Annotated in this window: 24 protein-coding genes and 2 pseudogenes; 7 read left to right on the forward strand and 19 right to left on the reverse strand. The window is 58.9% G+C overall.

Annotated elements, in window-relative coordinates:
• Window positions 1-13 precede the first annotated feature (13 nt).
• Genes AC6RA8_RS00135 through AC6RA8_RS00145 form a run of 3 tightly spaced genes read right to left on the reverse strand, consistent with a single transcriptional unit; the run spans window position 14 to window position 2,279 of the window.
• A complete protein-coding gene (locus AC6RA8_RS00135) occupies window positions 14-409 on the reverse strand; it encodes a cupin domain-containing protein (protein ID WP_500350101.1) in 396 nt (131 codons plus the stop codon).
• Window positions 406-747 carry a hypothetical protein gene (locus AC6RA8_RS00140; protein ID WP_500350102.1) on the reverse strand — a complete coding sequence of 114 codons (342 nt, stop codon included), beginning with the start codon at window positions 745-747 and terminating at the stop codon, window positions 406-408. The genes AC6RA8_RS00135 and AC6RA8_RS00140 overlap by 4 nt, the downstream gene beginning before the upstream one ends.
• On the reverse strand, window positions 747-2,279 hold the full coding sequence (locus AC6RA8_RS00145; protein ID WP_500350103.1) for an acyl-CoA carboxylase subunit beta: 1,533 nt from the start codon (window positions 2,277-2,279) through the stop codon (window positions 747-749). The genes AC6RA8_RS00140 and AC6RA8_RS00145 overlap by 1 nt, the downstream gene beginning before the upstream one ends.
• A gap of 180 nt (window positions 2,280-2,459) precedes the next feature.
• On the opposite strand from AC6RA8_RS00145, the gene AC6RA8_RS00150 reads away from it, so the two are divergent.
• Together AC6RA8_RS00150 and AC6RA8_RS00155 are read left to right on the forward strand one after the other, a co-directional pair.
• The gene (locus AC6RA8_RS00150; protein WP_500350104.1) at window positions 2,460-3,677 is read left to right on the forward strand and encodes a multidrug effflux MFS transporter; all 1,218 of its coding nucleotides are present in this window, start codon (window positions 2,460-2,462) and stop codon (window positions 3,675-3,677) included.
• Between the two features lie 65 nt (window positions 3,678-3,742).
• Entirely contained in the window at window positions 3,743-5,143 is a 1,401-nt protein-coding gene (locus AC6RA8_RS00155; RefSeq protein ID WP_500350105.1) for a helix-turn-helix domain-containing protein, read from the forward strand.
• A 19-nt stretch (window positions 5,144-5,162) separates the two neighbouring features.
• Here the strand turns inward: AC6RA8_RS00155 and AC6RA8_RS00160 are convergent, their stop codons facing one another.
• The 8 genes from AC6RA8_RS00160 to AC6RA8_RS00195 all read right to left on the reverse strand — a co-directional run bounded on the left by AC6RA8_RS00160 (window position 5,163) and on the right by AC6RA8_RS00195 (window position 14,236).
• On the reverse strand, window positions 5,163-5,813 hold the full coding sequence (locus AC6RA8_RS00160; protein ID WP_500350106.1) for a thermonuclease family protein: 651 nt from the start codon (window positions 5,811-5,813) through the stop codon (window positions 5,163-5,165).
• Window positions 5,814-5,867: 54 nt separating this feature from the next.
• Window positions 5,868-7,514 (reverse strand): choline dehydrogenase, encoded by a 1,647-nt coding sequence (gene betA, locus AC6RA8_RS00165; RefSeq protein ID WP_500350107.1) that lies wholly within the window; start codon window positions 7,512-7,514, stop codon window positions 5,868-5,870.
• Window positions 7,515-7,767: 253 nt separating this feature from the next.
• On the reverse strand, window positions 7,768-9,219 hold the full coding sequence (betB, locus tag AC6RA8_RS00170; RefSeq protein ID WP_500350108.1) for a betaine-aldehyde dehydrogenase: 1,452 nt from the start codon (window positions 9,217-9,219) through the stop codon (window positions 7,768-7,770).
• A gap of 57 nt (window positions 9,220-9,276) precedes the next feature.
• Window positions 9,277-10,458 (reverse strand): BCCT family transporter, encoded by a 1,182-nt coding sequence (locus AC6RA8_RS00175; RefSeq protein ID WP_500350109.1) that lies wholly within the window; start codon window positions 10,456-10,458, stop codon window positions 9,277-9,279.
• A gap of 88 nt (window positions 10,459-10,546) precedes the next feature.
• Complete coding sequence (gene betC, locus AC6RA8_RS00180; protein WP_500350110.1) at window positions 10,547-12,055, reverse strand: choline-sulfatase; 1,509 nt, start codon at window positions 12,053-12,055, stop codon at window positions 10,547-10,549.
• Window positions 12,052-12,627, reverse strand: coding sequence for a choline-binding transcriptional repressor BetI (gene betI, locus AC6RA8_RS00185; protein WP_500350111.1), 576 nt, complete (start codon window positions 12,625-12,627; stop codon window positions 12,052-12,054). Before betI ends, betC begins: the two co-directional genes overlap by 4 nt.
• Window positions 12,628-12,697: 70 nt before the next feature.
• Window positions 12,698-13,600 (reverse strand): DMT family transporter, encoded by a 903-nt coding sequence (locus AC6RA8_RS00190; protein WP_500350112.1) that lies wholly within the window; start codon window positions 13,598-13,600, stop codon window positions 12,698-12,700.
• Between the two features lie 39 nt (window positions 13,601-13,639).
• Window positions 13,640-14,236 carry a LysE/ArgO family amino acid transporter gene (locus AC6RA8_RS00195; protein WP_500350113.1) on the reverse strand — a complete coding sequence of 199 codons (597 nt, stop codon included), beginning with the start codon at window positions 14,234-14,236 and terminating at the stop codon, window positions 13,640-13,642.
• 279 nt (window positions 14,237-14,515) lie between these two features.
• On the opposite strand from AC6RA8_RS00195, the gene AC6RA8_RS00200 reads away from it, so the two are divergent.
• Window positions 14,516-14,752, forward strand: a complete 237-nt coding sequence (locus tag AC6RA8_RS00200) for a hypothetical protein (protein WP_189369043.1) — start codon at window positions 14,516-14,518, stop codon at window positions 14,750-14,752.
• Window positions 14,753-15,547: 795 nt separating this feature from the next.
• On the opposite strand, the gene AC6RA8_RS00205 is transcribed toward AC6RA8_RS00200, so the two are convergent.
• From AC6RA8_RS00205 to AC6RA8_RS00235, 7 genes and pseudogenes are all read right to left on the reverse strand, one after another.
• Window positions 15,548-16,054, reverse strand: coding sequence for an SDR family NAD(P)-dependent oxidoreductase (locus AC6RA8_RS00205; protein ID WP_500350180.1), 507 nt, complete (start codon window positions 16,052-16,054; stop codon window positions 15,548-15,550).
• Window positions 16,021-16,248, reverse strand: a complete 228-nt coding sequence (locus AC6RA8_RS00210; protein ID WP_500350114.1) for an SDR family NAD(P)-dependent oxidoreductase — start codon at window positions 16,246-16,248, stop codon at window positions 16,021-16,023. The genes AC6RA8_RS00205 and AC6RA8_RS00210 overlap by 34 nt, the downstream gene beginning before the upstream one ends.
• Before the next feature lie 30 nt (window positions 16,249-16,278).
• Window positions 16,279-16,602, reverse strand: coding sequence for a hypothetical protein (locus AC6RA8_RS00215; RefSeq protein ID WP_500350115.1), 324 nt, complete (start codon window positions 16,600-16,602; stop codon window positions 16,279-16,281).
• Between the two features lie 6 nt (window positions 16,603-16,608).
• Window positions 16,609-17,348 (reverse strand): annotated as a pseudogene (locus tag AC6RA8_RS00220) (LLM class flavin-dependent oxidoreductase).
• 23 nt (window positions 17,349-17,371) lie between these two features.
• Entirely contained in the window at window positions 17,372-17,695 is a 324-nt protein-coding gene (locus AC6RA8_RS00225; protein WP_500350181.1) for a CmcJ/NvfI family oxidoreductase, read from the reverse strand.
• The gene (locus AC6RA8_RS00230; RefSeq protein WP_500350116.1) at window positions 17,602-17,859 is read right to left on the reverse strand and encodes a hypothetical protein; all 258 of its coding nucleotides are present in this window, start codon (window positions 17,857-17,859) and stop codon (window positions 17,602-17,604) included. Before AC6RA8_RS00230 ends, AC6RA8_RS00225 begins: the two co-directional genes overlap by 94 nt.
• Complete coding sequence (locus AC6RA8_RS00235) at window positions 17,846-18,046, reverse strand: hypothetical protein (protein WP_500350117.1); 201 nt, start codon at window positions 18,044-18,046, stop codon at window positions 17,846-17,848. The genes AC6RA8_RS00230 and AC6RA8_RS00235 overlap by 14 nt, the downstream gene beginning before the upstream one ends.
• Before the next feature lie 75 nt (window positions 18,047-18,121).
• Between AC6RA8_RS00235 and AC6RA8_RS00240 the strand changes: the two are divergent.
• A pseudogene (locus AC6RA8_RS00240) lies at window positions 18,122-19,000 on the forward strand (LysR family transcriptional regulator).
• A gap of 230 nt (window positions 19,001-19,230) precedes the next feature.
• Here AC6RA8_RS00240 and AC6RA8_RS00245 read toward each other — a convergent pair.
• Window positions 19,231-19,977 (reverse strand): YebC/PmpR family DNA-binding transcriptional regulator, encoded by a 747-nt coding sequence (locus AC6RA8_RS00245; protein WP_500350118.1) that lies wholly within the window; start codon window positions 19,975-19,977, stop codon window positions 19,231-19,233.
• Window positions 19,978-20,132: 155 nt separating this feature from the next.
• On the opposite strand from AC6RA8_RS00245, the gene AC6RA8_RS00250 reads away from it, so the two are divergent.
• From AC6RA8_RS00250 to AC6RA8_RS00260, 3 genes are all read left to right on the forward strand, one after another.
• Window positions 20,133-21,095 carry a glutathione S-transferase family protein gene (locus tag AC6RA8_RS00250; protein WP_500350119.1) on the forward strand — a complete coding sequence of 321 codons (963 nt, stop codon included), beginning with the start codon at window positions 20,133-20,135 and terminating at the stop codon, window positions 21,093-21,095.
• A gap of 287 nt (window positions 21,096-21,382) precedes the next feature.
• A complete protein-coding gene (locus AC6RA8_RS00255) occupies window positions 21,383-23,155 on the forward strand; it encodes an SLC13 family permease (protein WP_500350120.1) in 1,773 nt (590 codons plus the stop codon).
• Window positions 23,156-23,274: 119 nt separating this feature from the next.
• A complete protein-coding gene (locus AC6RA8_RS00260) occupies window positions 23,275-24,132 on the forward strand; it encodes a bile acid:sodium symporter family protein (protein WP_500350121.1) in 858 nt (285 codons plus the stop codon).
• Window positions 24,133-24,138 lie beyond the last annotated feature (6 nt).

The raw sequence follows: 24,138 nt of genomic DNA on the forward strand, positions 1-24,138 counted from the left end.
AGCCGTTCGCGCATCATCGTGCATCTTCTTCTTGCGTTGTAAAGTCTGCAGGAGACGTGATTTCAATCAACTCAAGGTCGTCCGAGTGTCGAACTTCCCGGTGCACGATGCCCGGCGGCTGCAAAATACAAGAGCCAGCTCGCAGCATATGTTCGCCCTGTCCTTCATATTCAAAGACAACCCAGCCTTGGGTGACATAGACCATCTGGAAGTCCAGTTCATGACTGTGCCACGTGCCCGGACTTTCCATACCCGGCACAGCGCGAATGACATGCGCGCCATAGGCACCCTTGGTCGCCTCGGCGATACCAAGCTGGCGATACTCAAAGAACGGACGCAGCCCCGCGCCTTCGAACGCACTGTTGTCGGTATGGCTGATGGCGAACGCCTGGTTTTTCCAGAGGCTCATTGTGATGCCTTCGCGGAACGTAGCCAGCGGGCACGGTTGCCAGGGTCATTCAGAACCGATTGCGCACGCGCCGTGACTGTTGCTGTTACAGGAACCAAAACACGTCCACCTGCCATCACCTGCCAACCTTCGGCGACCCAATCCAAGCGCACCACGGGAGAAAACCCGCGCAGCGACTGAAGTGCGCGCCACAGATCTTGCCGGATCTGATGCGCAAGACGTATGGCCTGACCGCCCGGCAACACAGTGCGCACCACGAAATCAAAACGCGGTGGCAGGTGACGACACAGAGTCACCCCATCGTCGTCCTTCAGGATATGCCAACCAGACCGAGCCATCAGAGCGGGATGTTGTCGTGTTTCTTCCACGGCATCGGCGTCTTTTTGTTGCGAAGCGATGCAAAGGCGCGGCTCACACGTTTGCGGGTGCTGCGCGGCTGGATCACCTCGTCGATAAATCCGCGTTCTGCCGCCACAAACGGATTGGCAAAGCGATCTTCGTAATCCGCCGTGTGCTGCGCAGTCTTTTCTGCATCTCCCAGATCGGCCCGGTGAATGATTTCCGTCGCACCCTTCGCGCCCATCACCGCAATCTCAGCCGTTGGCCAGGCATAGTTGAAGTCAGCCCGCAAATGCTTGGAGGCCATCACCACATAGGCTCCGCCATAAGCCTTGCGGGTGATCACCGTAACCTTCGGCACCGTTGCCTCACCATAAGCAAAGAGCAGTTTCGCGCCGTGTTTGATCACGCCTCCATATTCCTGCGTGGTGCCAGGCAGGAAACCAGGCACGTCGATCAGCGTCAGGATCGGAATGTCAAAGCAATCGCAGAAGCGAACAAAGCGGGCCGCCTTGCGCGCACTGTCGATGTCCAGCACGCCCGCCAGAACCATCGGCTGGTTTGCAACCACCCCGACGGTGCGGCCCTCAAGACGAATGAAGCCCGTGATGATGTTCTTGGCGAACTCTTCCTGCAACTCGTAAAAATCGCCCTCGTCAGCCATCTTCACGATCAGCTCTTTCATGTCGTAGGGCACGTTCGGATTGTCCGGCACCAGAGTGTCCAGACTGCTTTCGATCCGGTCCGGCTCGTCAAAAAACGGACGAACGGGTGGCTTTTCGCGGTTATTAAGCGGCAGGAAGTCCACCAAACGGCGCACCTCGGCCAATGCCTCAACATCGTTGTCGAATGCAGCATCAGCCACCGACGATTTCTTGGTGTGGGTCGAGGCACCGCCCAACTCTTCCGCCGTGACCTGCTCGTTGGTCACAGTCTTGACCACATCAGGGCCCGTCACGAACATATAAGAACTGTCTTTGACCATGAAGATGAAGTCGGTCATAGCCGGGGAATACACCGCACCACCCGCACATGGCCCCATGATCACGCTGATCTGCGGCACCACGCCTGAGGCCATGATATTGCGTTGGAAGACCTCACCATACCCCGCAAGGCTGTCCACGCCCTCCTGAATGCGCGCGCCACCCGAGTCGTTGATGCCAATGACCGGCGCGCCATTCTCAACCGCCTTGTCCATAATCTTGCAGATCTTGGCCGCATGGGTTGCGGAGACCGAGCCGCCCAGAACAGTGAAGTCCTGCGAAAAGACATAGACCTGCCGCCCGTTGATGGTGCCCCACCCGGTCACAACACCGTCGCCCGCGGGTTTCTGTTTCTCCATCCCGAAATCGGTGCAGCGGTGGCTAACAAACATGTCGAACTCTTCGAAAGAGCCTTCGTCCAGCAACAGATCAATACGCTCGCGTGCGGTGAGCTTGCCACGCCCATGCTGAGCATCGATGCGCTTTTGTCCGCCACCCAGACGCGCATCCGCGCGCCGTGCTTCCAATTCGGTCAGGATATCTTTCATGCTGTCCCCGCTGGTGATTTCCGGCCTTATACAAGCGCAGTGGCAACGGATTGAAGCGGCATTCGGCATATTTGCAAACTTTTCGCAATTCAATGGTTGCAAATTGCAAATCAGCAAATCACATCACCCTGTGCACAGCTGCACTGGACAGTTCACTTTCCCAAGCATACCTCAGCACTCATGCAAGCGCCGCACAAGGTCCGCTTTCTGGACCGCACGACCCCGCCTCATATCGCAACGCTGATCCTGCTGGCAGGGGTCTCGGCCATGGTCATGAACATGTTTCTGCCCAGCTTGCCAAATATGACAGAGTATTTCGACACCGAATATCGCCTAATGCAACTGTCGGTGGCCCTGTATCTTGCAGTGTCTGCGGTCATGCAAACCATCATCGGACCAATCTCAGACAACCTCGGGCGACGTAAAGTGCTGATGTGGGGCATCGCACTGTTCATGCTGGCCACGCTTGGCTGCATCTTTGCCCCGAATGCCGAGGTTTTCCTGTTCTTCCGCATGTGCCAAGCCATTATCGCAGTCGCCATGGTGCTCAGCCGGGCCATCATCCGCGATCTCTACGATCAGGATCATTCAGCCTCGATGATTGGCTATGTGACGATGGGGATGGCGGTTGTTCCTATGATCTCCCCCGGCATCGGTGGCGTACTGGACGAGGCCTTGGGTTGGAAATCAGTCTTCTGGTTCTTCTTCCTGACCGGCGCCTTGCTGCTATGGCTCGTGCACCAAGATGTCGGCGAAACAGCCCAACCCTCCTCCAAGTCCCTCGTGGGCCAGTTCAAGGAGTACCCCGAACTGCTGCGCTCACCGCGCTTCTGGGGCTATTCGTTGGCTGCAGCCTTCTGCTCGGGATCCTTCTTTGCCTATCTTGGCGGAGCCCCATTCGTCGGGACCGAAGTGTTCGGCATGTCGCCTGCGACGCTTGGTTTCTTTTTTGGCGCACCTGCCATCGGATACTTTGTCGGCAACGGGCTCAGCGGCCGGTTTGCCACACGGTTCGGTGTGAATCGGCTGGTCCTTTGGGGGACGCTGGCAAACGCGTTAGGCACATTCCTCTCACTGGTCATCTTCCTCGCGGGCGCGGGCACGCCCATGTCCTTCTTTGGTATGATGACCTTTGTCGGCCTCGGCAACGGCCTCGTGATCCCTAACGCGACTGCTGGCATGCTCTCGGTCCGCCCTCACCTCGCGGGAACAGCTTCGGGACTGGGCGGGGCAATCATGATCGGCGGCGGGGCCGCGCTGTCTGCACTTGCGGGCTTCCTGCTGACGCCCGAAACCGGCGCATACCCGTTGCTCTACATCATGTGTATTACCGGCATTTGCGCTTTGATCGCCATCGGAGCGGTCTACCGTCGCGAGCGGCGTCTGGCCCACGCATAGTGGTTGCGCTGAGTGCTTTGCAAAACTAGCCTACGCTCACTGCAAAGCTGCAAAACGGACGCATCATGGCCGCCCCAAAACTCTATGCCGGAGCAAAGCTGCGCGAGGTGCGCACGCGCGTCGGTCTTACGCAAAAGGATTTCGCCAGCAAGCTGGGCGTGTCCCTGCCCTATCTGAACCAGATGGAGAACAACAACCGGCCGGTCAGCACGACCGTCTTGCTGAACCTCGCGCAGGAATTTGGACTAGATGTGACCGAGCTCAGCTCTGGTGATGGCGAGCGGTTGGTGTCTGACATGCGCGAGGCTTTGGCCGACCCCGTCTTTTCCGGGGACATCCCACCGTTGGCCGACCTACGCCTAGCAGCTTCCAACGCCCCGGCGCTGGCACATGCCTTCCTCGACCTGCATCGGGCCTACCGCCAAACCCACGAACGGCTCGCCTCACTCGACGAGGCGCTTGGCCGCGAAGATGCCCGCGCGCGCCCCTCTCCTTGGGAAGAAGTGCGCGATTTCTTCCACTACTGCGACAACTACATCGATGCGGTGGACCGGGCGGCAGAGCACTTTGCTGGCATCAAGGACACACATCCAAACATTCGGCAGACTGCCATCTCCGCCATTTCCGACACAGGGGCCAACGTAAGCTTTGAAGACACGGATACGCTGCGCCACTACGACGCCGAAAGCAAAACGCTGATCCTGTCGAACCGCGCCAACCAGGAAAGCCAGACCTTCCAGATGCTGCTGCAGATTGCCCTGCTGCAACAGGACAAACTGCTGGAAGCAACGCTGGATTTCGCTCGTTTCCAGACCGAGGAAGCCCGCTCCATCGCCAAGATCGGCCTCGCCAACTATTTCGCGGGTGCCGCTCTCATGCCCTACAGCCGCTTCCTGCAGGCGGCGCAGGACACCCGGCACGACCTTGAACAACTCGCAACACGATTCGGGGCCTCCATCGAACAGGTCTGCCACCGGCTTTCAACGCTGCAAAGACCGGGGGCCAAGGGTGTGCCCTTCTTCTTCGTACGGGTCGATCAGGCCGGGACGATCACCAAGCGACACTCGGCCACACGCCTCCAATTCGCGCGTTTCGGCGGGGCCTGCCCGCTGTGGAATGTGCACCGTGCCTTTGAACAGCCCGATCACTTCCTACGCCAACTGGCCGAAACACCGGACGGGGTGCGCTACATCAGCCTTGCCCATGATGTCTCCAAAACCGGCGGGCGCTTCGGCGCTCCCGTCCGCCGCTATGCCATCGCGCTCGGGTGTGAGATCAAGCACGCGGGGCAACTGGTCTACGCAGACGGGATGGACATCACCCGCAACGAAGCTTTTGAGCCTATCGGCATCTCGTGCCGGATTTGCGAACGCAAGACCTGCCATCAACGCTCCGTGCCACCGCTCGAACGGCAATTGTCGGTTGATCCGGATACGCGCGGTTTGCTGCCATATATCGTGAGCTAGGAACCGTCAGCCGGGGTTCTCACTTCGAAGCCGCGCGCCACCCGGCCCGCAGCGCCTCCACCTCGGAACAAAACCACCGCTCTCCGCTGGCTTCGTGTATCTTTGTCCGCCGATAGAACTTCTGACCCGGAACATGGAACACGCGCCCTCGACCAGAGATATTTCCCTTGATCGCACAGAACGGATGTAGCCGCACACGCCCTTTCGCCTGCGCTTGTCTAAACTGGGCGGGCGATTGCAACTGGAACGCATGCAAACCCCGGCCCGCGACGTAAGCCGCCTTTTCCTCCAGATCGTAGTCCAGACCATAGCGACGGTATGCAAAGGCCCACCCCTCGCGCACGATATGCCGGCCCATATCCACGCCCTGCACCGCGCACTTCGCCACCACCCGTCCATAACGGTCCATATCCACCCGGCGACACACGGCGCCTTGTCCACCAAACGCGTCGACAACCCGCTCAGTCGCCCACGTGCCGCAAGCAAAATCGGCCCCTTGATCGGTTTGGCAAAGCTGGTCCTGCTCGGGCGCATCAATTGCGTACAGCCGCACCCGCGTCTCACCCACATCCACGGTGTCTGCATCAATGACGCGGATCACACCGTGCAGATCAGCCCACGCCATCGCGGGCAACACCAAAAGAACAAGCACCGAACAAAGTCTTAACATTCTCTTTACTTGGAGACGTCGTGACCGAACTTCAAACGGTTTGTAAGGCGATGCTTAACGTTGCGCGGTCTCCCATTCGGGATGCACCCAAGGCACGTCATTGCTGCGCGGCAAATGACGCCCCAGAATGTGATCGCTCATCTTCTCACCCGTCACGATAGACGGCCCATTCAGATTGCCATTGGTGATGCGCGGAAAGACCGAGCTGTCGACAACCCTCAAGGCATCAACACCAATGACGCGCCCTTCAGGATCCACCACGCTCAACGGATCATCGGCGCGCCCCATCCTGCATGTCCCGCAAGGGTGATAGGCGCTCTCGGCATGTTCGCGGATCACATCATCCAGTTCGTCATCGCTCTGGTACGCTGCGCCCGGCTGAATCTCGTGTTTGACAAAGGGGGCAAAGGCCTCCTGCGCAAAGATCTCGCGCGTCAAGCGGATACAAGTGCGGAACTCCTCCCAATCCTGCTCTGTACTCATGTAATTGAAACGGATCACCGGATCATCGGCGGGGTTCGCAGACCGCAAGGTCACAGCACCACGCGACGGCGACCGCATCGGCCCGACATGGGCCTGAAACCCGTGCCCCTCAGCCGCCGCCTGCCCGTCATAGCGCACGGCAATGGGCAGAAAATGGTACTGGATATCCGGATACGGGATACCCGCCCTGCTGCGGATGAAAGCGGCACTCTCAAACTGGTTCGACGCCCCCAGACCCGTGCCGGTAAAGAGCCACTGCGCGCCAATGAATGCCTTGGAAAACAGGTTCCAGTGCCTGTAGAGCGTGATCGGCTGTTTAGAGGCGTACTGAATATACATCTCCAAATGGTCCTGCAGGTTCGCCCCAACTCCCAGCCGATCCGCCACAACATCAATCCCGTGCTCGGCAAGGTGCGTGCCGGGACCAATCCCGGACAGCATCAGGATCTTGGGCGAGTTAATGGACGACGCTGCCAGGATCACCTCGCGCCGCGCCCGCACTACCTTGCCGCCCGCAAGGGCAACGCCCACGGCTCGGCCCTCTTCCATCACAACACGCTCGACCAGTCCACGCACCAGATCGCAATTTGGCCGCTTGAGTGCAGGTTTCAAATAGGCGTTCGCCGCCGACCAGCGCCGCCCTTTGTGTACAGTCTGCTCCATCGGGCCAAAGCCTTCCTGCTTCTGCCCGTTGTAGTCGTCCGTGACCTCATAGCCAGCTTGCCGCCCCGCCTCGACAAAGGCCCGGAACAGGGGGTTCTTGCGCGGCCCGCGTGTGACATGCAACGGACCCTCACTGCCACGCCATCCCGCATCACCGCCATGACCATTGCCGTCCCAGTTTTCCATACGCTTGAAATACGGCAGCACATCGGCATAGGCCCAGCCATCGGCCCCGCTCTCGGCCCAGTGGTCGTAATCCATGGCATGGCCGCGGACATAGACCATGCCGTTGATGGACGACGATCCCCCGACCACCTTGCCGCGCGGACAGACCAGCTGCCGTCCACCCAAATGCGGCTCGGGCTCGGACTTGTAGCCCCAATCATAGCGCTTCATGTTCATCGGGTATGACAGGGCTGCGGGCATCTGGATAAACGGCCCTGCATCGGTGCCACCATGCTCAATGACCAGAACCGACTTCCCGGCCTCAGCCAACCGGTAGGCAACGGCACATCCGGCCGACCCGGCCCCAACAACTACATAATCCGCTTCCATCTTCCACCTTCCGTGATTCCGCGGTGGGTCAAGGATGCGCAGCACTGCGCGCCCGCGCGGCTTGTCCTTGAGGCATCGGGGAATCGCATCTCATCATCAAACAGGTGCCTTGAGGCGCAGATCGCGCCCTCAAGCACCTCTCAGCAAAAAATCCTTAAGCTAAACACGCGCGCCCACTGTGCCCTCCGTCCGCCCTTTTTCGGAGTGCGGGGTGGGCGGGTGGGCGCGCTCGGGAAAAGGGCGTCCTGCCCTCTCAAAACGGTGCCTCCAGATCGCCCATGCGCACATAGACGGACTTCACCTGGCTGTAATGCTCAATGGCCGCTTTCGAATTTTCACGCCCTACACCGGACGCTTTCACGCCGCCAAAGGGGGCTTCGACCGGCGCGTCATTGTAAGTGTTGATGTAACACGTACCCGCCTCGAACCCGGCCGCTACACGGTGGGCACGGGCCAGATCACGGGTAAACACGCCTGCAGCCAGACCAAACTCGGTGTCATTGGCGCGGGCCATAACGTCGGCCTCGTCCTCGAAATCCAGCACCGCCATGACAGGACCAAAGATCTCTTCACGCGCAATGGTCATGCCGTCGGTCACGTCGGCAAAGACGGTCGGTTCCAAAAAGAACCCGTCACGCTCAAGCCGCTTGCCACCCGTGACCAGCCGCGCGCCCTCGTCGCGCCCCTTGGCGATATAGCCCTGCACGATCTCCATCTGCCGCTCGCTGACCATCGGGCCAAAGCTTGTCTCGGGATCCTGCGGATCGCCAATCACCGCCTGCCCCAACCTGTCCGACAAACGCGCCAGAAACGCTTCTTTGATCCCCTTCTGGACAAACACCCGCGTCCCGTTCGAACAGACCTGCCCGGAGGAATAGAAGTTGCCAAGGATTGCCCCAGACACCGCATTCTCAATGTCCGCATCGTCAAAGATGATCAGGGGCGACTTGCCTCCCAGCTCCATCGTGACATGCTTCATCTCTGCCGCCGCCGCGGCATAGACCTTGCGACCGGTCGGCACCGACCCGGTCAATGACACCTTGTCGACACGGGCGTCAGACACCAATGCTGCACCCACATCGCCCAGGCCCTGCAAGACGTTGTATACTCCTGCAGGCGCACCGGCTTCATGCAGGATCTCGGCCACCTTCAGGGCACACAGCGGCGTCGTCTCGGATGGCTTGAACACCATCGTGTTGCCACAGGCCATTGCAGGCGCGCCTTTCCAGCTGGCAATCTGGGTGGGATAGTTCCACGCCCCTATGCCAACACACACCCCCAACGGCTCGCGACGGGTGTAGACCCAATCCTCACCCAACTGGATGTGCTCGCCCGTCAGGGTCGCAGCCATACCACCGAAATACTCCAGCGCATCCGCGCCCGAGGTCGCATCGGCAACGCTTGTCTCCTGATAAGGCTTGCCCGTGTCGTAGGTCTCCAGCACCGACAGCTCGTGGTTGCGTTCGCGCATGATGTCGGCGGCACGGCGCAGAATGCGGCCACGCTCGGTCCCGGTCATGGCCGCCCACGCGGCCTGCGCACGGCGTGCAGCATCTAGCGCGCGATCGACGATGGCCGGGGTCGCGGAATGCACCCGGCCAATCACCTCGCCAGTTGCCGGATAGATCACGTCGATCGGTGTACCGGCTGTGTCTTCAACATATTCGCCGCCAATGAAATGGCTCGCCTTCGGTTGGGTTTGCATTCAATTCCTCATGTATTGGAGGGGGGCGGCAGGCATGGCCCGCCGCCGCCAAGATGTCTATTCTGCCGGGGCGGCGTGCACGCTACGCAGATCGCCCAGCGTGTCACGGCGCATCAGCACCCAGGCAAGACAAGCAAGATAGATGCCGATCACAGCGGTGCCGACCCACTGGATCTGCAGCCACTGGCTCTGGAACAACAGGGTCAGCACGAACAGCAGGGCGGCGTTGCCCAGCACGTATTGCACCTTGCCAAACCGGTCGGCGGTAACGTTCAGGTTGTCGGTGTAAAGCCGGATCAGCGAGTCAAACGAGTTGATCACGAAGAGGATGCCCACAATGGTCATCGACCAGTTGACAAGCCCAGTCATGTCGATGGCGTTCAGGTGATACCAATAGGCCACCGTGAACCACACGCCCAAGGGGATCGACGGAAAGATCAGCAGCGCAGCCAGCAGCTGCCATGTGGTCAGACCACCGACAAAGCGCGAGGTGAACTGCCCGATCATGATCGACCACGCAAACCACCAGAACAGGTAGAACTCGTGATAATCGGTCAGCGGGATGATGAACTTGTGGATGTTGGCAAAGTACCCACCGATGTTGCTGCCCGTGGACAGGAACTCGCCAAAGCCCATGCTGCCGTTGATCCACATGCCCGCAATCAGTGCAAAGAACACGAAGGTTGACGCAACCGACAGGATCTTGACGTATTTGATGTCGGTGGACGAATAGGACGCCGCGAGGATCACCAGGAAACAGATCACATAGAAGGCGGGGATCACTGTTTCACCATCACCCACTTCAGGGATGTAGTAGGGCATGTAGATCAGGAACAACGCGCCTGTGAATGCGCAGGTCGTAATGATGACCATGTTGTTGATCAACTTGACCAACCCGTTCTCAAAGAACTTCACCCGTGGCTCCACGGCGCAGAAGTAGAACGCGGTCAGGAAGTAGAACGCCCAGATCAGGAAACCCCAAAAGCCGAATTCCAAGGCCAGCGGGTTGGTAAAGGCATAGGCAGGCTCGGTCGCCGTATCGGCATAAAGCGGGAAGTCAAAGGCAATCGGGAACATGATCAGGCCCACATCAAGGCCCGATGTGAACAGGATCGCGATAAATACAAATAGGCTGACGGGCTGCGGCCCGGTCAGCCTTACATTCCAGTATTTAATCGTCACGAATGCCACCAGCACGAAGGCAAGCATCACTCCAAACGAGATAATTGTTGTAAGCATAAAGAAGGTCCCTCCATGTCGACCCATTGGCTTCAGCGCTTTTTTTTGATCCATCGCTGCCCCGCACCAAGGGCCTTCATGCAATGGTTTATTCTCCGCGCGGAAAGCGCTGATTTTCCTCTAAAACATTCAAATCCATGTGATTGCGCATATACCGCTCAGACGCTTTCTGAAGCGGCTGGTAATCCCATGGATAATACCCGCCCACGCGCAACGCCTCGTAGACCACCCAGCGCCGGGCCTGGCTGGCGCGCACGTCCGCATCGAACCGGTCAAGGTCCCAGCGCGCATCGGCCTTGGCCTGGAGCTGAGTCAACGTGCCCTGATGGGCGGGCACGTCGGCAAGATTGGTCAACTCGTGCGGATCAGCCTCAAGATCAAACAGCTGGTCGGGATCCAGCGCACAGCGGTTGTACTTCCACTTGCCATAGCGCAGCGACACCATTGGGGCGTAAGACGCCTCCGCTGCATATTCCATCGCCACAGGTTCGGTCCGCTCCACACGCTGCCCCTGCGGGACAAGCGACTGCCCGGTGGTCCACGGCATCACCTCGGACATATCCACGCCTGCAAGGTCACAGAGCGTCGGACACACATCGATATTGCTGACTGGATCGGTCACCAGCCCCGGTTCCATTGACGGGGCCGAGATCATCAGCGGCACCCTCGATGACCCTTCATAGAAGGACATCTTGAACCACAGTCCCCGCGCACCCAGCATGTCGCCATGGTCGGATACAAACAGGATGATGGCCTCCTGCCGTGTGCTCTCCAACGCCTCCAGCACCTCACCGATCTTTTCGTCCAGATAGGAGATGTTGGCGAAGTAAGCGCGGCGCGAGCGGCGGATATCCTCATCCGAGATGCTGAAGTTGTCACGGTCATTCGCATCCAGAATACGCTGCGAATGCGGGTCCTGATCCTCATACGGGATCGGGCCAACCTCTGGCATCAGGTGCTCGCAATCCTCGTAGAGGTCCCAGTATTTCTTGCGCGCCACATACGGATCGTGTGGATGCGTAAAGCTGACGGTCAGGCACCAAGGGCGCGGATCATGGCCCCGGCCCAGATCGTAGATCTTGCGGGTCGCGTGATAGGCAACCTCGTCATCGAATTCGAGCTGGTTGGTGATCTCGGCCACGCCCGCGCCCGTGACGGACCCCATGTTGTGATACCACCAATCGATGCGCTCACCGGGCTTGCGATAATCCGGCGTCCAGCCGAAATCGGGCGGATAAACGTCGGTGGTCAGACGCTCTTCGAACCCATGCAACTGATCCGGTCCAACAAAGTGCATCTTGCCCGACAGGCAGGTCTGATACCCCGCACGGCGCAAATGGTGCGCATAGGTGGGGATCGACGATGGAAACTCCGCCGCATTGTCATAGACGCCCGTGGCGCTTGGCAACTGGCCGGACATAAACGCAGCCCGCCCCGGCGCGCAAAGCGGCGAGGCGGTATAGGCGTTGCGAAATCGGGTCGACCGGGCCGCCAGCCTCTTGAGGTTGGGCGCATGTAACCAATCCGCAGGCCCATCCGGGAACAGCGTACCGTTCAGCTGATCCACCATGAAAATCAAAATGTTGGGCTTGCTCATTGATGTCGTCCTGTCAGCGTATCAAGGGCCCGCAGCGCGGTCATCTTGGCAGAGTCGCCCGTTTCATCCTTGGCCAGTGCTGCACGCAGATACAGACCGTCGATCAATGCACCCAGCATCTCCGCATCGTTGCGGGGGTCTGTGCTGATCCCACGCAAGGCATGGGTCAGGTTCGACCGCAGACGCTTCTGATACAGCATCAAAAGACGATGTGTCTCCGGGTGCGTGGTGGCATGGGCATACAGGGTCATCCACGCCACAACGGTCGCCGGCACAAAACTGGATGGCGCAAAGCTCGCTTCAATCAGCGCTTCCGCCCGCGCACGCGGCGTGCGGGCCTTGGACAGGGCTTCCAGCACCTCGGCTCTGTAGTCGACCAGGATCTGTCCCATAGCGGCAAGGAAAATCTGATGCTTGCCGCCGAAATAGTGGTGCGCCAGCGCCGTCGACATGCCCGCCCGCTTGGCGATCTGCCCCACGGTCACATCCAGCGATCCGGCCTCGCCAATCTCGGCAATTGTCGCCTCGACCAGTGCCGCCCGACGGATCGGTTCCATCCCCAGTTTCGGCACGCGCACCCCCTTTTCCAAAGATGCGGCGCACGTTGCCGGTTTTTTATTGATCAGTCAATCAATAAAAACTTCAGAGCTTGGTTGCAGGGCTGGGCGGGGTGATCGGGCGACGCTTCAACACGGCCTCACGCCATGTGATGAACGAAACAGCCGCCAGGATCAGCGCCCCGCCAAAGATCACCCAAATGTCCACGGGCTCGGCAAACACCACGACCCCCAGCAACACGGCCCACACAAGCTGCAGGAAGGTCACGGGCTGCGTCACCGTCACTGGCGCCGCAGCAAAAGCCATGGTCATCGTGTAGTGCCCTGCGGTCGCAAAACAGGCGACCAGAAACAGCAGACCCAGCTCGGTCGCCGTGGGCATCACCCAATTGGCCAAGGCAAAGGGCGCGAGACAGATCGTCACCACGATCGAAAGCATGGCCACCACGACAGCCGGTTTCGCCTCGTCCGCCATGATCTTGGCCAACAGATACGAACCCGCAAAGCTCACCGCGCAAAACAGCATGGCGATGTGACCTGGGGCGACCTCTCGAAATCCGGGGCGCAGGATGACCGCCGTCCCGATCAGGGCCACGATAATGGCCGCGATCCGGCGCAGGGCGAGGCGCTCACCCAGAAACAGCGCCGCACCGATGCTGACATAGACGGGGGCCAGGTAGTTCATGGCCGTCACCTCGGCGATGGGAATGCGGGTCATGGCAAAGAACCACAGGATCACACCGCCGGTGTGAAAAACACCTCGCAACGAAAACAGCCGCCACTGCCGGGCCGTCAATCGCGCCTCTCGCAAGGCAGGCAACATGGGCAACAAAAACACAAGACCCAGCAGATAGCGCAAGAACGCCGCCTCGGCCGGTGGAATGCCATCGCCCATATACTTGACCAACGCGGTCACCGCGACAAAGCAGAACCCGGTCACCAGCATCCAGAAGATGCCGACCAGCGGACGAGAGGGGGCAGAGGTCATTTGCGCATGAACCCCGAAACCTGTGCCAAGGGCAAGCCGCTAAAGCAGCAACAGCTTGAGCGCGATGGCCCACATGGTCAGAGCGATGATTCCGTCCAACACCTGCCACGCGCGCGGGTTCGCAAAAAGCGGCGCCAGCAGCCGCGCTCCGTAGCCCAGGGAGAAGAAGAACACAAAGCTGGCCAGCACGGCTCCAATCCCAAAGACCAAACGGTCCGGGTACTGGGACGAGATCGACCCAATCAGCACAACAGTGTCCAGATACACATGCGGGTTCAACCAGGTCAGGGCCAGCACGGTCAGAATGGCGGCACGCAGGCTCTGGGTGTTATCCCCCCCAACGTCCAGCACGGCGCCCCCTTTCCAAGCAGACCGCGCATTCTGCCAACCATACCAGATCAGGAAGGTGGCTCCCCCATATCGCATCAGCGGCTCAAACCACGGCACCGCGTTGGCCAAGGCACCAAAACCAGCAACCCCGGCGGTAATCAGAATCGCATCACAGGTCGCACAGGTCAGACACACCCAAAACACGTGCTGGCGCCTCAAACCCTGCCGCAGCACAAACGCGTTTTGTGCGCCAATCGCCAAGATCAGCGACAAAGACAGAAAAAAACCGGGAAGGAAGGACGCCATGTGACTGCTCAAATTGAAAGGCGTTCAGACGTAGCCAAATCAACTGCAGTGCGCAAGCCTGCCAGAGTTATACATTTTTTGCACATCAGCCTTGCAAAAATGTGCAGAGCAAAATGGCGAAACACTCCCTATATCGCGTCGACCGGCATGCAACGACATGCCTTACTACTGCCAGCGGTTGTCAACTGACGCGGGTATCACGTTGATCTGATCTTTGATGATTGGCGTATGACCTTACAGACCCCATATGCTGGTCAACGATAACAAGGATGAAATCCGATGCTTGACGATACACATACCGTCGATCTGACCAAGCAGGACCTCGAATTGATCGAGGCCGCGCTGCAAACACAGGAAAAGATCCTCTCGGTGCAAAGCCGCGCCGGCGGTGCTGCTGCGCGTACGCGCTTGAACGATCTCAAAGGGCTGATGCGCCGCCTGCGCCGTCAGACCCCGGCGCCACACGCCGACAGCTCCCAGAGCTGGAGCCAGGTCGCCCGCCAGCTGTTTTTCTGACCCGCAGAAAAACAGCCAAAAGGCACACGAACAACGCCGCCCCAGCGACAGGGCGGCGTTTTGCTTTTCAGGTTCAGGAGATTGGTGTTCCGGATGTCTTCGATGCCGAGAACGTCTGCTCTGAGCCCCATTTAACCCATGATGCACCTAGGGCGAATGTCGCTTTTGGTACAATCAACCTTGCCTTGGCGCCCCGATGCGCTGGCCTGTGGCTGGCTAAAGGGGCGGCCCATGATAGGGGGGCGGCGGGCGTTCAACCTCCGCAGGAAGGCCGACGTCCTTCTTTAGATAATCAGGCAACTCCACACGTCCGCGCGGAACAGAGCTCGCTTTGTGGGGGCGCCGGGCCAAAACAGCCGCAAGCCGCAGCAACAGGCCGCGCGACCGGCTGAGTGGGATGTATAGGGATAAGCTTGGCATTACTCTCTCCATTGATGATGGAAAGCCGCCACATGAGGAAAAACACAAAAAAGGCCGCTCATGAGGCGGCCTTCAGATCGGAAACCTGTCAGACCGCGTTAACGGGCAACTGCGCCTGATGCGCGAAGCATTGGGGTCTGACAATTGAACATATCTGATCCTCCTGAATCAGGGTTTCCAGTTTTGTAACCTACCAGCCGGACGGGTCTCGCTCAACAACTTAGAGGCATATCGGTCGATTTCTGCTGGATCGTGAACTCAAGCCAGGACTGGCGCTGATGCCGCGCGCGTTATTGAGTCGGCTTCGAGCCCAAACTAACCAATGCTGCAGCCTGCCCGAATGGCTGGACTGCGCAGCTGGTCGTCGTTGGTCAATCAAAAGACCAATTTGAGTCGCTTCGCGAGAAAATCGTCTATCGCTTTTACCACGGCCTTGGATTTCCGACGATCTTGCGCGTCCGGGTGCGGTGATGCGATTTCACCTGAATCATTGTCAAAGTACTGGCCATTGGCATCTACGAAATCCTCGGACAAACCGGTTCGCACAAGCGCGTCGGCTCCCTGAGAAATATCGCCGCCCTCAACGCCGAAGGCCTGTTTCACCATCTTGCTGCCGAGCATGGATCCCGGATTGACCGCAATGACGGCCAGGCCTTCACAGTCCGAATCTAAAGCCATCTCGGATGACCACATGGTCAGAGCCAACTTGCTTTGGGCATAGGCTGCGCCCGCCGATAGCGTGGATCTGCCCAGCAGGGCGTCGATCTGAACAAGGGACTGGGCCGCCGAAGATAGGTTTACAACTCGAGACCCCTTGACCGTGCTCAGGAGACTCCAAAGGCGTCTCGTCAGAAGGTAGGCGCGAAGGTATTGACGGCAAATCGGGTATCCAGGCCATCTACTGTGCGCGTTTCAGGGGTTTTGTAGACACCTGCGTTGTTGATCAGCACATCTAGGCTTTGATGATCGGCGGTCACGGCTTGCGCCAAGTTTTCTACGTCTTCCAGGCGCGAGAGATCAGCAACATAGCTTTGAACAGGCCCAACTCGTCCTGAACTTGCCAAATCTATCTGCACAGCATTCAGTTTTTCAGAGTTTCTCCCAAGCTATAGGACAGTATGCCCAAGCTCTGCAATAGCGTGGGCCGTTGCCAAACCGATACCGTCGGTGGCGCCGGTAACGAGGATTGTCTTTGTCATATGGTACGCTCCATCAGTGGGTGAAGTTCGGCAGCACGTCTTCGGCCGCCGGTTCAGCGTGGTTGTTACTTCGGCCTGGTTGAAGCGCAGGTTGAGGGCCACGTGGTTGACCCCTATGGCATCAAGCGATTTTAGATAGGCCATAAGATCATGCGCATGTATTCTCAGACCAAGATGAATGGGTTGCGGTGCATGAGCTCCTTCCACCAAATCGATGTAAAGCGGCTGCATCACCGGCTACTCATCTCTACCGGCGGTCACGGTGCGCACCCGCCAGTCGAAGATAATCTTCGCATGCGTGGGTGTATCGCGCGGATACAACATCCAGCCGTCGCCGTTTCGTGCGATCCACTCCCGGGATTTCTGACTGCCGCCAGTAACTAACATAGGGAGCCTTGCGCCATAGGGTTTGGGCAGCATATCGATTGCCCCTTCCAGCGCGCCATGAGCGCCCTGATGAACCGGGCAATCCTTGGACATTTCACAAATATAGGAAAAGGCTTCGCGGAACCGCTCACCACGATCATCAAAGGACATATTAAGCGCAGGATACTTGTCTGGCCGGTCGCCAGATGCGATCCCCAACAGCAGAAGACCACCAGATAGCACATCCACACTGGCTGCCGCCTTGCCACATGCGCAAGGTGGCGTAGGGGCAGCACCGCGCTGGCCAATCCCAAGGCGATCGATTGCGTTTGACCGGCCAACATCCCGAGATACACCCACGGATCAAAGATTTGACCGGCGTCACCGAGACTCGGCACGTTGAAGGGGACATCACGCAGCCATACGGCAGCAAAGCCCAGTGTTTCAGCCAGCTTCATGCGCTCCAGGTGGTCATGCATGGTTGGAACGGCACTGTTGGTATAGATTTCGAGGGGCCCGACGAGGCCGACAGTCAGCCTGCCTTTTTGAAACACTGAATTGTAGGCCCGGTTAATCACCGGGAAGGTCTCTTGTTGCGTCGTATCGAGCATAAGGTTTCTCCTGCGCGAACCTGTCAATACCGAACCAGTGTGCGGCTCTCGATGCTTTTGCGGATCGCATGAACGCTGTCATCCTCGACCAAATCAATCGCACTATGCGCAATGGAGAGAAGACCCCTGTTGTCGAAAATGTTGAAGAATGCCACTTCATCAGGCGTCATCTTGGATTGATAGACCCATTCATGCGCATCGTTTGCCGCAAGCCCCATGATGTGGCCAAGACGATCCGGGCAAACTAGGTCGATCAGAATCCAGTCAGCCGCTGCCACACTGGAGGGGTGCACAAAGCCAAGAGGCGCGCTATTGATATAGTTCTCAACAGGCCTCCAGACGTTGATAAATCCTTAGTGCCCTGTGTTCCATTCCTTGGCTCTATCCGGCCCAAAATGTCGATGAGGCGCTGTTGAGCACCTTGCGCGCTGTAGTCGCTATGCACATTGCGAGCAGGTTTGCGATCTGAATCCGGATCATGCACCCGCACGGTGTGATCAAACACGATCACCTCTTTCGCCCCGACCTCTCGTTTTTAGAAGATCGGCCAGTTCGCGGTCATAGTCGGTTTTCCAGTGTTGATCTTCGGTAAATTCAGCCGCTTGAGTTGGCTCTTGAGCAAAGCTGATACAGTCCGCTTCAAATTTCACCGAGGCGTCGTCGCTGCGCACATCCCGAATATTTACAGTGGTTGCCACAAGCTCAGGCGAGATCAATTTGCCAACCACACCTCTGGCATCAATGTGAAACGCCTGCCGCGTATCGCTGTGAACATGGCAATTGAGAAGCTGAACATCAGCGAAGCAGGTCGCAGTCTTGGGTTGGTCCCTGCGGTCGCCAGTACAAGGCTTGCCAAACTTGAGAAAAACCTGGGGGCTGATCTTTTACACCGCTCCACGCGCGAGGTCAGCCTTTCAACCGAAGGGGCTGAATTTCCGCCCTTTGCCAGGGAACTGCTTGCGCAGGAAGGCGCCGCTCGCGCAGCACTTGGATTGGAAACCTGTGAGGTAAGCGGGACGTTGCGTTTTACAGCTCCCAGCAGTTTCGCACAGATGTACATCGCGCCAATAGTTCCAGAGTTTCTGAACGCCCATCCGAGGACAAGACTCGATTTACATCTCTCCGACAGCATGGTCGGGTTGATCGAAGGCAGTTTCGATCTGGCGCTGCGTCAGTCTGCCTTGGCGGACTCCAGCCTCAAAGCTCGTAAGCTGGCGGATAATCGCCGCATTCTTTGTGCGTCACCAGACTACCTCAACCGTCACGGGACACCACAAGAGCCAATTGACCTTGAAAATCATGCGTTGATCGGGTTTCAGGATTAGTCTGAGCGCAACCTAAGAACCGCCGACGGAAAGACAGGCGTCTTTGACCCGCAATCGGCGGGCTGTCGACTGATACTCTATGATGGACTGAGCCAAAAAGCAGCGACAATGGCAGGGGCTGGTATCTCCATGAACTCGACGTGTAGCGTTCACGATGAAATCCGCAAAGGTTCACTTGTCAGAGTGTTGCTGGAGTTTGATGTCGACGATCAGTCTGTATTGTGGCTGGTGTATCCCAAATCCAACGTGCTGACCGCCAAAGTCCGAGTGTTCATTGATTATCTGCGCGAGAAGATCGGTAGAGTACCGGTGTGGGAATTGCGCTGAGTTCTTGCAGATATTGGATATGACAATCCGCGCATACACGCCCATTGCTGTGCTCAGAATAAGTGCAGCGAAATGCTGCTTTGTTCCGCCGAGCAACCTTTCAACATCCCGAGCGGGCTCACTGACCATGACAGTACTTGCGCCACGTCAGCCCATACAAACCGGCGCAAGGTGCGCAAGCCAAACGATATCTACCAAGGTGTTGCGGGGTTACCCTGGGGTAACTGCACTCACCCTTCCAGCTGCGCCATCACCTCGTCACTGGCCTCGAAGTTGGTTGTGACGTTCTGCACGTCATCATCATCTTCCAGCGCATCAATCAGCTTCATCAGCTTTTGCATGCCCTCCAGATCCATCTCGGTCGTGGTTGTGGGGCGCCAGATCAGCTTGGTGGACTCGGACTCGCCCAGATCGCCTTCCAGCGCGTTCGACACCTCATTCAGGTCCGTATCCGCACACCAGATCACGTGACCGTCCTCGGTGCTTTCCACATCCTCGGCCCCGGCCTCGATGGCGGCCATCATGACTGTATCCGCATCCCCCGCCTCAACCGGATAGCTCACAGCACCCTTACGCTCGAACATGAAGCCAACGCTGCCCGTCTCGCCCAGGTTCCCGCCATTCTTGGTAAAGGTCGAGCGCACGGTCGAAGCCGTCCGATTGCGGTTGTCGGTCATTGCCTCGACGATGACAGCTACGCCATTGGGCCCATAGCCCTCATAGCGGATTTCTTCGTAATCCTCGCCATCACCGGCAATCGATTTCTTGATCGCACGATCAATGTTGTCCTTGGGCATCGACTGCGACTTGGCTTCTTTCACGGCCAGACGCAGGCGCGGGTTCTTGTCGGGATCCGGGTCGCCCATCTTGGCGGCGATGGTGATCTCTTTCGACAGTTTCGAAAACAGCTTGGCGCGCAGCTTGTCCTGACGCCCCTTGCGGTGCTGGATGTTTGCCCATTTTGAGTGGCCGGCCATGCGCGCCTCCTGTCTCGCAAATTCGGTGGTCCGGGCGTCTATAGGACATTGCCCGAGGGCGGGGCAAGGCCACCCTGTGCACCGGCGCAGCCCACCCGTGCGTGGCGCGCGCACCGCGCTCTGCTAGCTTACCCTCAAACAGAACGGAGGCGACGATGGGCGTGATGATCGAAGGCGTGTACGAGGCCGAAGACCCCGGCCCCGGCACTACAAAAAACGGGGCCTATGAACGGTCCAAAAGCACGCTGCGCAACTGGATCACACCAGACGGCCCCTATACCCCGGACGCAAGCCGTTACCACCTCTTTGTTGCATGGAACTGCCCATGGGCGCACCGCACGCTTCTGGTGCGGGCCGTGTTGGGTCTGCAGGACGCAATCAGCATCAGCATTGCAAAACCGCGCCGCACCGATCAGGGGTGGGTGTTTGATGCGGAGGGAGAATACGCGGACCCCGAACTGAACGCTCAGGCAGTGCATCAGGTCTACGCCCGCCAACATCCGGCTTATACGGGCCGCATCACGGTGCCTGTGCTCTGGGACAAAGACACAAATCAGATCGTCTCGAACGAAAGCGCCGACATCGTTCGGATGCTCAGCCTCGCCTTTGACCCTGACCGCCGGCTCTGCCCGTCACAACACGAGGCCGACATCGACCGCTGGAACACCCTGATCCACGCAAAGATCAACAATGGCGTCTACCGCGCCGGGTTCGCCCGCACGCAAGAGGCCTATGATTTAGCCGTCACCGACCTCTTCCACACACTGGACGATCTGGAACAGCACCTGTCTGCCCACCCAACGCTCGTAGGAGACCAACTGACCGAGGCCGACCTGCGCCTCTTCCCCACCCTCGCCCGCTTCGACGTCGCCTACCACTACGCATTCAAATGCAACCTCGCCAAACTCAGCGACTATCCCGCACTCTGGGACTACGCCCGCGCGCTCTATGCCCTGCCCGGCGTGGCAGAGACGGTCAAACCAGACATCTACAAGGCTGGCTACTATTCCCCATCCGAACTAAGGAACCCTCTCGGCATCGTCCCCGCAGGACCAAGGATCGACTGGTCTCAGCCCGCAAAACGCGTGATCAACGTCCACAAGCCAGTGTCGTTATGACATATAACGAACACCCTTCTTCTGGCCAAAAATACCTTGGGGTTTGGGGCAAAGCCCCGACAAAAATGGATAGCGTCGCCGTAAGGCGGCCTTTGGATCACCGTACGTTGCGTTAACCTCCGCCTCTCCGCCCGTTGGTGGTGTACAGGGGGTGCACGGGTGCTGCACGGGCGGTGACACCCGGTGTTCGGCGTCAATCTCCATGAAAACAAGGTAAACACGCGCATCGAATCGCACCCCTCAGAAACAACTGGCACCCCTGCCCGCGCATCCCTAACGTGCCCGTTATGACGACAGACCAGATTATCCTCTTCTCCCTGTTCGGTGCCGTATTCGGACTGCTGCTCTGGGGCCGCTTCCGCTATGACATCGTTGCCTTCTCCGCACTCATGCTGGGCGTCGTGTTGGGGGTCGTCCCAAGCGATGACGCCTTCTCGGGCTTCGGCCACCCGGCAACGCTGGTGGTGGCCCTGGTCCTCGTTGTCTCCGCGGGTTTGGTCCGCTCCGGCGCGGTCTTCCTGATCACCCGAACCCTCGTCGACGCCAGCCGTTCACTTGGCGCACATATCACGCTCATGGGTGCCATCGGCGGCGTGCTCTCGGCCTTCATGAACAACGTGGCAGCGCTCGCCCTCCTCATGCCCGTGGACATCCAGACCGCACGAAAAGCCGGGCGTTCCCCGGGCCTTAGCCTCATGCCTCTCAGCTTCGCCACAATCCTTGGCGGCATGGTCACATTGATCGGCACACCGCCCAACATCATCATCGCCTCCATCCGGGAAGACAGCCTTGGCGAACCCTTCCGCATGTTCGATTTCGCCCCTGTGGGCGGGGTGGCCGCCATTGCAGGGCTTGCTTTTGTGGCCCTGATCGGATGGCGCCTGATCCCGGCCCGTGCTGACGCCACAGCCGAGCTTGAGGACCTTGCAAGCTACATCGCCGAACTGGTGGTCCCGGAGGGCAGCAAGCACATCGGCAAGCGCCTGGCCGAGTTGGAAGAGGACGCGGAAAAGGCGGACGTCGCCATCGTTGGCCTCGTGCGCGATGGCAAACGCCGCTACGGCCGCGCCCGCAATTCCGAACTGCGCGCGGGCGATGCGCTGATCATCGAAGCCACGCCGGACGCACTGGATGAATTCCGCACGGCCACAGGTCTCGCCGTGGCGGACGCCGTCCGGGAAGAAAAGTTGAACGCCGCCGGAGAGGGTGTTGAAATCATTGAGGTTGTCGTCACTGACAGTAGCCGCCTCGTGGGCCGCACAGCGCAATCCGTGGGCCTCGCCTGGCGGCAGAACACGGTCCTTCTTGGCGTGTCACGCGCTGGGGTGCGCATCACCCGCCAAATCCGCCATACCGAGATTCGAGCCGGCGATATCCTCCTGTTGCTGGTGCCGCGCGACACCGGCAGTGATGTCACCAATTGGCTAGGCTGCCTGCCACTCGCCGAACGCGGATTGTCGGTTACGGCAGATGACAAGGTTTGGCTGGCCATCGGGCTATTTGTCGGCGCAGTCGCTGCGGCCAGCATTGGCCTGCTTTACCTGCCGATCGCCCTTGGACTTGTCGTCGTCGCCTACGTGCTATCCCGCATCATCCCCCTGTCAGAACTCTACACCCATATCGAATGGCCCGTTGTTGTGCTGCTGGGCTCCATGATCCCGCTTGGGGCCGCGCTTGAGACCTCAGGAGGAACAGAACTGATTGCGGGATGGCTAGTCGCGTTGACCGACGGCCTGCCCGCCTGGGCCGTGCTCACGGTGCTGATGGTGGTGACGATGAGTCTTTCGGACGTGCTCAACAACACGGCGACAACCATCGTTGCTGCACCCGTAGGCATTCAGATGGCACATACCCTCGGCGTGTCGCCTGACCCTTTCTTAATGGCGGTTGCCGTGGCCGCCTCGTCGGCGTTCCTCACCCCGATCGGCCACAAGAACAACACGCTGATCCTTGGCCCGGGCGGCTATCAATTTGGGGACTACTGGCGCATTGGCTTGCCGCTCGAAGTCATCGTCGTGGCCGTATCGATCCCAGCCATCCTCCTATTCTGGCCGCTTTGAACAGCCTCCGATGCTGCAAAGACCCCGAGCAGCTTTCCGTCCCGAGCAACGGCTGACCAAGGGTCAATATTGCGCGCCGACAATTCCGGCGTCTAACGTGACCCTTAGGGAGAGAGATTATGGATATACTCATTAACGTGGTGCTGCCACTGTCGTTGGCAATCATCATGCTAAGCCTCGGCATCGGCCTGACATTCGGGGATTTCGGGCGAGTACTGCGTACCCCCAAGGCCTTTGCCATTGGTGCAGTTGCGCAAGTCGTTCTGCTACCTGTCGTAACCTATATCACAGTGCGCGCCTTTGGCCTTGGGCCCGAGATCGCGGTGGGTTTCATGCTGCTCAGTTTCTGCCCCGGCGGAGTGACCTCGAACATGATCTCGCGGCTTGCAAAGGGCGATGTTGCCCTGTCGGTGTCGTTGACCGCCGTGATTAGCCTGCTGAGCATCCTCACGGTGCCTGTTTTGGCCGCTTGGTCCGTTGTACACTTCATGGGTGATGCCGCGCCCGATGTGTCCGTGACCTCACTCGCTATTGCGATGTTCCTGATCACGACCCTTCCGGTGCTCATTGGTGTTCTGACCCGCCACTTTGCCACCGGGTTTGCGACCCGCATCGAACCGCTGCTGACCAAGATCGCGACCGTTCTGTTCATCGTTATCGTCCTTGCCGCCCTCGCAGGAAACTGGGATCTGTTCATCGAAAACCTCGGCACGTTGGGTCCAGCCCTGATCATCCTGAACGCCCTTCTGCTGGTCTTAGGCCTTCTCCTTGCGCGCGCGAGCGCCTTGCCCTGGGACCAGTCCAAAACCATCTCGATTGAAACAGGCATCCAGAATGCCACCCTCGGCATCACCCTGGCGGCCCTGATCTCGGGCCAGTCCGAGGGCTTCAGCGCCATGGCTTTGCCCTCTGCCGTTTATGGCATCACAATGTACATTGTCGCCGCGCCCTTCGTGGCGTGGTTCCGCAGCCGCTAAGGGAGA

This window comes from Tateyamaria sp. (assembly GCF_059783535.1).

Coding starts and splice junctions, on each gene's coding strand:
- AC6RA8_RS00190 (WP_500350112.1), bottom strand. CDS start 13,600: ATGACCTCTGCCCCCTCTCGTCCGCTGGTCGGCATCTTCTGGATGCTG.
- AC6RA8_RS00175 (WP_500350109.1), bottom strand. CDS start 10,458: ATGCTTACAACAATTATCTCGTTTGGAGTGATGCTTGCCTTCGTGCTG.
- betB (WP_500350108.1), bottom strand. CDS start 9,219: ATGCAAACCCAACCGAAGGCGAGCCATTTCATTGGCGGCGAATATGTT.
- AC6RA8_RS00255 (WP_500350120.1), top strand. CDS start 21,383: ATGACGACAGACCAGATTATCCTCTTCTCCCTGTTCGGTGCCGTATTC.
- AC6RA8_RS00145 (WP_500350103.1), bottom strand. CDS start 2,279: ATGAAAGATATCCTGACCGAATTGGAAGCACGGCGCGCGGATGCGCGT.
- AC6RA8_RS00250 (WP_500350119.1), top strand. CDS start 20,133: ATGGGCGTGATGATCGAAGGCGTGTACGAGGCCGAAGACCCCGGCCCC.
- AC6RA8_RS00150 (WP_500350104.1), top strand. CDS start 2,460: ATGCAAGCGCCGCACAAGGTCCGCTTTCTGGACCGCACGACCCCGCCT.
- AC6RA8_RS00160 (WP_500350106.1), bottom strand. CDS start 5,813: ATGTTAAGACTTTGTTCGGTGCTTGTTCTTTTGGTGTTGCCCGCGATG.
- betC (WP_500350110.1), bottom strand. CDS start 12,055: ATGAGCAAGCCCAACATTTTGATTTTCATGGTGGATCAGCTGAACGGT.
- AC6RA8_RS00260 (WP_500350121.1), top strand. CDS start 23,275: ATGGATATACTCATTAACGTGGTGCTGCCACTGTCGTTGGCAATCATC.
- AC6RA8_RS00195 (WP_500350113.1), bottom strand. CDS start 14,236: ATGGCGTCCTTCCTTCCCGGTTTTTTTCTGTCTTTGTCGCTGATCTTG.
- AC6RA8_RS00215 (WP_500350115.1), bottom strand. CDS start 16,602: ATGCAGCCGCTTTACATCGATTTGGTGGAAGGAGCTCATGCACCGCAA.
- AC6RA8_RS00245 (WP_500350118.1), bottom strand. CDS start 19,977: ATGGCCGGCCACTCAAAATGGGCAAACATCCAGCACCGCAAGGGGCGT.
- AC6RA8_RS00155 (WP_500350105.1), top strand. CDS start 3,743: ATGGCCGCCCCAAAACTCTATGCCGGAGCAAAGCTGCGCGAGGTGCGC.
- AC6RA8_RS00135 (WP_500350101.1), bottom strand. CDS start 409: ATGAGCCTCTGGAAAAACCAGGCGTTCGCCATCAGCCATACCGACAAC.
- betA (WP_500350107.1), bottom strand. CDS start 7,514: ATGGAAGCGGATTATGTAGTTGTTGGGGCCGGGTCGGCCGGATGTGCC.
- AC6RA8_RS00140 (WP_500350102.1), bottom strand. CDS start 747: ATGGCTCGGTCTGGTTGGCATATCCTGAAGGACGACGATGGGGTGACT.
- AC6RA8_RS00200 (WP_189369043.1), top strand. CDS start 14,516: ATGCTTGACGATACACATACCGTCGATCTGACCAAGCAGGACCTCGAA.